Source organism: Paenibacillus macquariensis, from assembly GCF_900156375.1.
Classification (GTDB): domain Bacteria; phylum Bacillota; class Bacilli; order Paenibacillales; family Paenibacillaceae; genus Paenibacillus_AQ; species Paenibacillus_AQ macquariensis.
Genome location: NZ_FTNK01000005.1, coordinates 332,808 through 341,507 on the forward strand (window position 1 = coordinate 332,808; position 8,700 = coordinate 341,507).

Below are 8,700 nucleotides of genomic sequence, written 5' to 3' on the forward strand. Positions count from 1 at the left end.
TGTTGGAAATGAGAAGGACATGACTGTAACATGTCCAAATAACTTGATGTATAGGCTTGAAATATGGTATTTTAACGTCAAAGGATTGGCTTGGGAGGGCAAATAACATGATGGAATTATTAAAACAACGTATTATTGAAGAAGGCGTGATCCTATCTGATCAGGTGTTGAAATTGGATGGATTATTGAATCATCAAGTGGATCCACAACTCACGATGGAGATGGGACGTGAGTTCGCAGCAAGATTTAAGGAATCGGGTATAACGCGAGTACTTACGGTTGAATCCTCTGGGATTGCGGTTGCTTTTGCTACTGCTTATGAACTCGGAGTACCTCTCGTATTTGCACGCCGTAAAAAAACACTGCTTGCTGATGAAGATGCATACTGTGAACGTGTTCCTTCTTTTACAAAGGGTATTGTGACAGACATTATGTTATCGCGTCAGTACTTAAATAGTGAAGACCGCGTGTTATTTATCGATGATATTATTGCTAACGGAGATGCGGCTAGAGGATTGATCAAGATCATTGAACGTTCTGGAGCGGAATTAATAGGTCTTGGGATCGTAATCGAGAAATGTTTCCAAGCAGGGGCACGGACGATAAGAGAACAAGGCATCACGTTAGAATCACTTGTAAAGATTGAATCGCTAACCAATGGGACGATAACCTTTGGTGAATAGTCGATAATGGACCAAGCCCAATTTCTTGCAATGACTTTGCAGCTTGTTATTTATCGCTTATAATATAAAGTATAAGAAGGAGAGAGGAGGCAACACAATGGGGAAAGAACCGGTATCAGAACAATTCTTTATTGATAAGTTGGCCGCATCCAAGGATCATTTCGAACGTGCACTGGATTGTAAGCACACAGAGTTTGATGATCTATATCCCTATATGCTTGAACATCCTCAATTTTTTTGGTATAAGCGTTATGTCGCCTGGTCAGAATTATTGACTGTTGTGAGCTTATGTGAGGAACTCACCTTTTCGTGGAAGGAATTGTTCACAACTCAACAAGTGGCGTACTTAGACAGTCGAGTGATGTCAGCTACAGTGTTAGATTTCTGGTTTGAGAAGAACGATAGCAAAGAACATGCACAACGGTAATCATGGATAATAATCTACTTTTTTCTTAACTATAGAGATCCAACGATATGGCCTAAATATAATTATTTAGGTCTTTTTTGTGAGACACGTGCCTAGGAGAGTGAAATAAATGATTAGTGATGAGGAATTGAATGCTTTTCGTGTTGGTGGAGAGAAGGTTCGCGTCGTACGTGATTCAGAAAAGAGCAATGATGTAAGAGGCATTGTCGTGGCTTGGGATGAGTATCAGGTATTAATTCGTCGACCTAATCGTAATGTGGTTAAGTTGGATCGAAAGTACTTCTATCAATTAGCAAGTGAGCCACGTCCAGATCTATTCGCATAATGGACAAGTCTATCAATGGAGATCAGATCTTATCATCGAAGTAAGAAGTACAGGAGCCGTCCGAATTTGGACGGTTTTTTCATTGTATACAATTAGACAAATAGAAAAGAAGCCTTATTAATTAAGGCTTCTTTTCTTTAAGATAGGATGCGGCCAAGAGGATTCGAACCTCCACGGTTGTTACACCACTAGAAAATTTACAATTGATACTTACTCTACACATCGGAATCGTTGGCTGAAATCGCAATCAAGACAAGTGATTTCCGTTGATGGACCGATTTGTTCGTGATACGTTCGACGAATTGCTATCGTACCAATGTTAGAATAAATATTAGAAGAAAGTAAATTGACTCCTACACTATATATTTAACAACCACTATCTGCTACAGGTTTGAGATTACCTATTATCAAGACCATTGTGGAAAATCACAATTTGGACTTGGGGTTTGAATTAATAAAATAAAAGGTTAGCGTTTTTTGTAACATTCGCGTAACACAACTGGTCTATTCTGATCAAGGAGGTGCGATACATGAGAAAAATAAGTACAATCGTGTTAATTGCTACAATGGCAACAAATATTCTTACAGGGTGTGTAAACGACAAAAAAATACCAAGCAAAGAGGTCCTTTCACAAACAGATAATTTAGACTTTAACTTTAGTGTAGATCCGGAGACACTAGCAATTGAGGTGAAGTCCAATGGAATTACTGAGATAGCCTCTGAACCTTTGGAGAAAAAGAAAGTCTCAAATTTAAAAGACAATGGAGATAACGTTAGCTGGAACTATCTGGAACAAGGAATTGGTGTTGATATTGAGAAAAAAGACAAATATGTTGATGTGACCATAAAATCTAGCAAAGATGATGAAAACATGTTTGAATTTCCAAAAGTGAAAGGTGAAGGATATATGCTCCCATTGAATGAAGGGAAGTATATTCCAAGCAATGATTCTATTTGGAAAGATTATTTGAGCGAAGAAAAAATGAAGGTAATTGAGGCTTTATCTATGCAGTTTTTTGCTGTTGATAAAAGTAAATATTCGTTAGTATATATTATTAAAAATCCCTTTAATAATAAAATTACGTTTAATACAGAAAATAATATTGAGTTTACTTTTAATCATGAGTTTCCATCTATCAATAAACAGAAGGAATATGGCTTTAGAATATATGTAACGGAAAAAAATCCAGTTCATATTGCAAAGACCTATAAAAATTATTTAATTGAACAAGGTGACTTCAAAACCTTAGTGGATAAGGCTGAAGAAAATAGTAATATTGAAAAACTTTACGGTGCACCTCATGCTTATTTTTGGGACAGAACTGTGATTTCAGAAGAAAATATAAAATGGGCAAAACTGAAAGACAGTTTTCCCGAAAAACTGAGATTATGGATTCAGGGGTTATTAACTACTAAGGTTGAGGATGGTTCAGAACTTTCATCGGCATTTGAAGATTTAAATAACTTAGATTATTTAGACAAATACACTAAGAATAGAATAGTAAAAGGCTTAAGTGCCGTAATGCAACTAAAAGAATTCTATAATCCGGAAATATTTAGTGAGTCAGATAAAGAAACTCAGAAGCTATTAAACGCGGGCTTAGAAAATTTAAATCCCGTTGAATTAATTAACCTAAATAAGAGATTATTAAAAAGCATACTTGGCGATGTAGTTGACCCAATAGAGAAGTGGGCAGATGCTAATACTGTAGATGTGATAAAGGATATGAAGAATTCAGGGTTAGAAAATATGTGGATTGGCTTAGATGACTGGCAGGAAGGATTCATTAAACTAGAGTTAGTCAAAGAGGCAGAAGACCAAGGCTATCTGATTGGCGCCTATGATTCGTATCATTCCATCCATGAACCAGGTAAAGAGCAGTGGGTAACTGCTAAGTTTAAGGATACTTCACTTTACGAGAATGCAACTGTAACCAATAAAGATGGAGATAAGATCGAAGGATTCCAGGGGCAAGGTAGAAAGCTAAATCCGACGCTTGCAATGCCTAGTGTAAAAGAAAGAATAACTTCGATTCTAAATACTGGTGTAGCATTTAACTCATGGTTTTTAGACACAGATGGCACTGGCGAGATTTATGATGACTATTCACCAGAGCATGTTACAACGGAAGAGGAAGATATTCAGGCTAGAATTCAGAGAATGGAGTATCTGCAAAAAGAATGGGGTATGGTAGTTGGAACGGAGGGCGGAAATGATTTTGCTAACAAAACAATTGCCTTCGCACATGGAATAGAAACACCGTCATTTTCTTGGATGGATGAGGACATGGGGAAAAATAAAGAAAGTGAGTATTATGTAGGAAGATACTATTCGAGTAATGGTGGGGTTCCGGAACTGTTTTCTAAACAAATACCTGTAAAGGATAAGTACAAGAAGTTATTTTTGGATTCATACTACACGATTCCTTTATATAAGTTGGTTTACAACGATTCAGTGATCACCACTCATTGGTGGGGATGGGGAACCTTAAAATTTGAAGATGAGATATCAAATAGGATGTTGTATGAGATACTATATAATGTACCTCCCTTATATCATATAGATAAACAGGAGTGGGAAAAACATAAAGAAACAATAGTAAAGCATTCTAAGGTATGGTCGAATTTCAGCAAAAAAGCAATAAAGCAAGAAATGACAGATTTCCAAATGATATCAGATGATAGACTCGTTCAAATGACTGAATATGGTGAAGCATTAAGTGTAGTAGCCAATTTCTCAGAAGATGAATTTAACTATCAAGGTCAGACAATACCGGGGAAATCAGCGTTAATTATTGATGGAGATAGTAATACTATCTATACACCAGAAAAGTAAGCGTGAAATTATCCGTATTTTAACTGGTTGTTTTCCTTAAGACAATTTCCAAGAGGCTAAATCTGAACGCTAAGAAAGTACGTGCCGAATAACGCCCACCTGTCTAACAGGTGGGCGTTTGTGTATGGTTTTATTCGGAAGGCAATCTATCGGAAGAGACTTCGACCATTCGACCATAGAAGTAGTTGTTCCAGCGCTTTTCGAATCAGTCCGATCGATTATAGATAATTGTTCCAATACATGAGTTAAGTATATCAATGGATTCAACTGATGTTCTTTCGCAGTTTCCACAATACTATAGACGATGGCTCTTGCTTTTGCACCTTTTATCGATTGGGCAAAGGGCCAGTCCCGATTACCAATAAAATTCTGAATTGCAAATATAAGCAACAAAAAAACCACTTAATTATCATGAATTTAGTGTCATGATAATTAAGTGGTTTAGTTTTACAAAATGGGGTCTAATATCGACCACTAGATTATTCACCTGTGGATAAGTCGATAAAAACCTTATAGGATGCGGCCAAGAGGACTCGAACCTCCACGGTTGTTACACCACTAGAACCTGAATCTAGCGCGTCTGCCAATTCCGCCATGACCGCAAATCTAGATAAGTAAATCTTTGTAAGGAATATTTTAACATATGCCCGGGAGTACAGTCAATCCAATGATGAACGATATAAATAGACAATTTCATACTGGAGCCAACAGTATTTTTTTTAGAAAATATAATACAAATGGTTTTTATTGGATTACACTATAATGGTGTTGGTTTTTATTGCTTTTTAATATAATCTATGCTGTAAAATTGCGGTGAAAATATTTTCATATAATGGAGGGAAGCTAATACAATGAGGGTCAAGCGTCGTTATATGGTTGCTCTAGTGATTCTGCTATTGATTGCTTCAGGATATACATACCAGGCGGCCGGAGTGAGAAAAGATATGAAAGAGATGCTTCCACCAGGTCAAATGATTGACATCAATGGTCATCGGATGCATATCTATGCAAACGGGAAGAAAGAGGGGGAATATACGATGGTCCTAACCTCGGGAAGCGGTACCACGTCACCATTTGCAGACTTTTATCCCTTGTACAGCAGGCTTAATGTTAACAGGCATGTCGTTCTATATGAGAGACCGGGTTACGGCTGGAGCGAACCCACCGAGGATAACCGAGATATTGATGTGATCACAGCAGAATTGCATGAGCTACTGAAAGAGTCGGGAGAGCAAGGACCGTATGTACTAATGGCACATTCCATGGGATCACTCGAAATGATCCGTTTTGCGCAGCTTTATCCTAACGAAGTGTTAGCGCTTGTCATGATTGATGGGATTAGCCCGCAGTATGCCAGAGATTTCCGTATGACACCTTTAATGAAGGTGGGCTGGGAAGCTATGCGTGCGGCCAAAAATTCGGGATTACTGAGAGGCCTAAGCGAGTTCGGTGTGACGGACGAACTGTTCATTGACATTGCGGAACTGCCACAAGAGCTCAGTGATACCAAAGTGGTGATGTCACTCAAGAATATAAATAACGACAATATGAAAGTTGAAATGAATGCAATGAGCGAGAATGGACAAAAGGTATTGGCGGGTGACTCACTTGGTGATTTGCCAATGCTGCAGTTCTACGCTACAAATAATGGTTACAAGAACTGGGAAGAGACGCAGGATCAACTAAAAGGATTGTCCACCGATGTCAAACAAGTTGTATTTCCCGACGCCAAGCATTACATCCATCATCAGAAAAGTAAGGAAATTGTAGAGGAATTGGATGAGTTCCTTGCTCAATTACATTGATGAAGCTATCCATTAAATGAATCCAATCCATAATAGAAATATATAAATTCTAATGATAACTTTAGACCTCGTTAGCGATTAATGCTACGGGGTATTTTGTAGTGGATTCGTGTCATGATTCAGACCTTCGTTGGAATTACCATTGATGCGATAAGTTGACCGCTGTATCGTACGAAATTGACCAGAGTATAGTCTGTCTAATCCGTATATCATTGATCACGTGGAATTAAGAAGCAGTCTAAAGACAGTGGAACTGGAACCAATCCAAGTGGTGGTAAACAACACCTACAGCTCCAGTTGTTCCAACAGCAACTAAAGTGAACTTCTCAGACATTTCGAAACAATAGGCAAGAGTGTGATTGCGCCGGCAGCAAGTCGTGGTTTCATAAATGGTTAACCAAGGCCATCCTTCAGGGGTGAGCCTTGGTTCTTTGTTTTATCATGATATTAGATTCCCAGAACTCTATAGATGGGTTAATATGGATGTGGAATGTTTTTACAAGTAAAGTTGTTGTGGGAGGAGAGAACGGCATGACTTTGATCTTATTGATGGGGATTCTTGTAATATTAGTTGTTAAATTCAATAAAAAACCAATCACAAAGATAGTTCGTAACGATAATAAAATGGTTCAAAGACTAAGAATTACGAAGTGGTATCAAAATCATTGGTTGGGAGGCGTTTTCCTGTTCGTTGTTAATTCGGTTCTATTTTCTTCTACACTATTTGGAATTTATTTAGCCATATATTTTTCAATGTCATTTCTGCTATTGCTCGTAATCCTCTTTGGAGTCATTGGAAGTATCTATTCATGGTTAATACTAAATAATGCATGGCAAGGGAGTAAAGGTAATCGTGTGAAGATGGGACTAGTAGGGAGTGGATTTTATGCTTTGTTGGCGCTAATATTAGTTTATTTGTGGCTAACATTAAAACCAACTTATCCAGGTGAGGATACCTTTATGGGCGGTATCGGGATACTATTCGGAATAATAGCTACAATGGTTGCATTTAGTACATGTTTTGTCGTTACAAGTTATTCAAAGAATGAAGAAACTACCTAGTTGCTAACAACATCTGATATGCAAGATTCCAGCGCTATCGAGTTCTGGGTTTCGGAAAATAATGTTGGGTTTAACGTGAGGGAATAAGGGGTGTAACTGTGTGAGTACCTACTCCAATTACGTTATAAAGTTCTCCGGTATGAAAATGAATAATACCTGAAATTTGGATCCTTAATGCGTTATGCATGAGGTTCACCCCTAATATGAAAGAACTGTTTTGTTGCAGAAAAAGAAGACTACAGGAAATCCGCAGTCTTGATGAGTTATGTGAATGATAAAATTAAAAAATAGGACCTATGCGGATCAGAACTAAGGAAGCGTTGACAATGGGTGTGCCGTCAAACCCGCTGAATAAAGCTGTGAAGGTGTTAAGCCACGTCGTTGTTGTATTGCAGTCGAACGATTTGTTCTGCTTGAATCGCTAATAGACAAGAGGCGGTTAGTGATATAGCACGTTCGGAAGCGCTTTGCGCGATTGATAAAAAAGTTACAAAATTAGATGCTGGAACGACAACACCATCAATGGTAATAATATAATTTTCTGCTCCGAAGTTTCCAGCAGAAATAAGCAAATTAGGTGTGACTGTAAAAGTTGCAGAATGGATGCCGTCCATGTGGACGATAACTTCATCAGTGTTTGTTGTGTTAGAGTGTGATGCTCCCAGTGCGATGCCGGTGGTGTCGAAAGTGACATTACCGCCCCCAAATACCGTTTGAGCTCCATTATTATATACTTGGATAAATGAACTGGATAAAGCGGGTCCAGTAGCACCAGAAGCACCAGAAGGACCTGTTGCACCTGTAACTCCTCTTGGTCCTGGTGGACACTTCTTACATTCTTTTTCGCATCTACTTTTATGAACTTTTCTACAATCTTTTTTATTTTCAATTATATAAGCTATTTTATATTTTTTAGAACTACCCATTTTAGCACCTTCTTTTAGATTAAATATAAAGGTTTATGGCAAATTGTGTAAATGGTCATTAGCGTATCGGGATGTGTGATAGATAAAATAATTAGATGAAGCATGAGGGATTGTAACTCTTTCTGTTATCGGATCAGTCATAGGTATATTAGTAGGCGTGTATGATCTGCCTATGATTCTAGGAAGTATTCTTTCAGATTACGGCATTGCTGAATTACCGTTAATACTGAAATATACTGAATCGGGAAGGGATCATTGCATTTACCTGCCGGACTATTAATTCAGCAGGGGCTGGCTCTTGGGCTTCTCCAAGAGTGGTGGCTACAACATCTCCACAGATACTTGTGATTGTGTAACAGGGACGAATCGAAGTACGGTACCCTACGAAAATATGATTTGGAATTTTTGCACATAGATTCAATGAAAGAGCACCCATTAGATTGATATGCTCCCCTTATAGTAGACAGAAAAAAGCAAGCCGATTAATCTGTCTATTATGGAGGGGATTTTTTTATGGGCGAAATTAGGAAGACTTACGATGTTACATTTAAGAAAAAGGCAGTCAATCTCTATCTCAAAAAGGGAATGAGCTACAAGAGTGTAGGTAAAGAATTGGATATCGACCATTCCTTAGT

At 38.0% G+C, this 8,700-nt stretch carries 8 protein-coding genes and 1 tRNA gene; 6 read left to right on the forward strand and 3 right to left on the reverse strand.

Annotated elements, in window-relative coordinates; all coding sequences use genetic code 11:
• The first annotated feature begins 110 nt into the window (after positions 1–110).
• From BW961_RS12385 to BW961_RS12400, 4 genes are all read left to right on the forward strand, one after another.
• Positions 111–683, forward strand: a complete 573-nt coding sequence (locus BW961_RS12385; protein WP_068587383.1) for a xanthine phosphoribosyltransferase — start codon at positions 111–113, stop codon at positions 681–683.
• 97 nt (positions 684–780) lie between these two features.
• Positions 781–1,110, forward strand: coding sequence for a hypothetical protein (locus BW961_RS12390; protein ID WP_068587306.1), 330 nt, complete (start codon positions 781–783; stop codon positions 1,108–1,110).
• Between the two features lie 109 nt (positions 1,111–1,219).
• On the forward strand, positions 1,220–1,435 hold the full coding sequence (locus BW961_RS12395; protein WP_068587308.1) for a hypothetical protein: 216 nt from the start codon (positions 1,220–1,222) through the stop codon (positions 1,433–1,435).
• Positions 1,436–1,965: 530 nt separating this feature from the next.
• Positions 1,966–4,272: a glycoside hydrolase gene (locus BW961_RS12400; RefSeq protein ID WP_068587310.1), complete on the forward strand. Its 2,307-nt coding sequence runs from the start codon at positions 1,966–1,968 to the stop codon at positions 4,270–4,272.
• 69 nt (positions 4,273–4,341) lie between these two features.
• Here BW961_RS12400 and BW961_RS12405 read toward each other — a convergent pair whose 3' ends face one another.
• The gene (locus BW961_RS12405) at positions 4,342–4,662 is read right to left on the reverse strand and encodes a transposase domain-containing protein (RefSeq protein ID WP_068587313.1); all 321 of its coding nucleotides are present in this window, start codon (positions 4,660–4,662) and stop codon (positions 4,342–4,344) included.
• A 128-nt stretch (positions 4,663–4,790) separates the two neighbouring features.
• Positions 4,791–4,874 (reverse strand) — tRNA-Leu (locus BW961_RS12410).
• A gap of 249 nt (positions 4,875–5,123) precedes the next feature.
• On the opposite strand from BW961_RS12410, the gene BW961_RS12415 reads away from it, so the two are divergent.
• A complete protein-coding gene (locus BW961_RS12415; RefSeq protein WP_068587314.1) occupies positions 5,124–6,077 on the forward strand; it encodes an alpha/beta fold hydrolase in 954 nt (317 codons plus the stop codon).
• Positions 6,078–6,608: 531 nt separating this feature from the next.
• On the forward strand, positions 6,609–7,139 hold the full coding sequence (locus BW961_RS12420; RefSeq protein ID WP_068587385.1) for a hypothetical protein: 531 nt from the start codon (positions 6,609–6,611) through the stop codon (positions 7,137–7,139).
• Positions 7,140–7,507: 368 nt separating this feature from the next.
• On the opposite strand, the gene BW961_RS12425 is transcribed toward BW961_RS12420, so the two are convergent.
• Positions 7,508–8,065, reverse strand: a complete 558-nt coding sequence (locus BW961_RS12425) for a collagen-like triple helix repeat-containing protein (RefSeq protein ID WP_068587316.1) — start codon at positions 8,063–8,065, stop codon at positions 7,508–7,510.
• Positions 8,066–8,700 lie beyond the last annotated feature (635 nt).

Coding starts and splice junctions, on each gene's coding strand:
- BW961_RS12400 (WP_068587310.1), top strand. CDS start 1,966: ATGAGAAAAATAAGTACAATCGTGTTAATTGCTACAATGGCAACAAAT.
- BW961_RS12425 (WP_068587316.1), bottom strand. CDS start 8,065: ATGGGTAGTTCTAAAAAATATAAAATAGCTTATATAATTGAAAATAAA.
- BW961_RS12390 (WP_068587306.1), top strand. CDS start 781: ATGGGGAAAGAACCGGTATCAGAACAATTCTTTATTGATAAGTTGGCC.
- BW961_RS12395 (WP_068587308.1), top strand. CDS start 1,220: ATGATTAGTGATGAGGAATTGAATGCTTTTCGTGTTGGTGGAGAGAAG.
- BW961_RS12415 (WP_068587314.1), top strand. CDS start 5,124: ATGAGGGTCAAGCGTCGTTATATGGTTGCTCTAGTGATTCTGCTATTG.
- BW961_RS12420 (WP_068587385.1), top strand. CDS start 6,609: ATGACTTTGATCTTATTGATGGGGATTCTTGTAATATTAGTTGTTAAA.
- BW961_RS12385 (WP_068587383.1), top strand. CDS start 111: ATGGAATTATTAAAACAACGTATTATTGAAGAAGGCGTGATCCTATCT.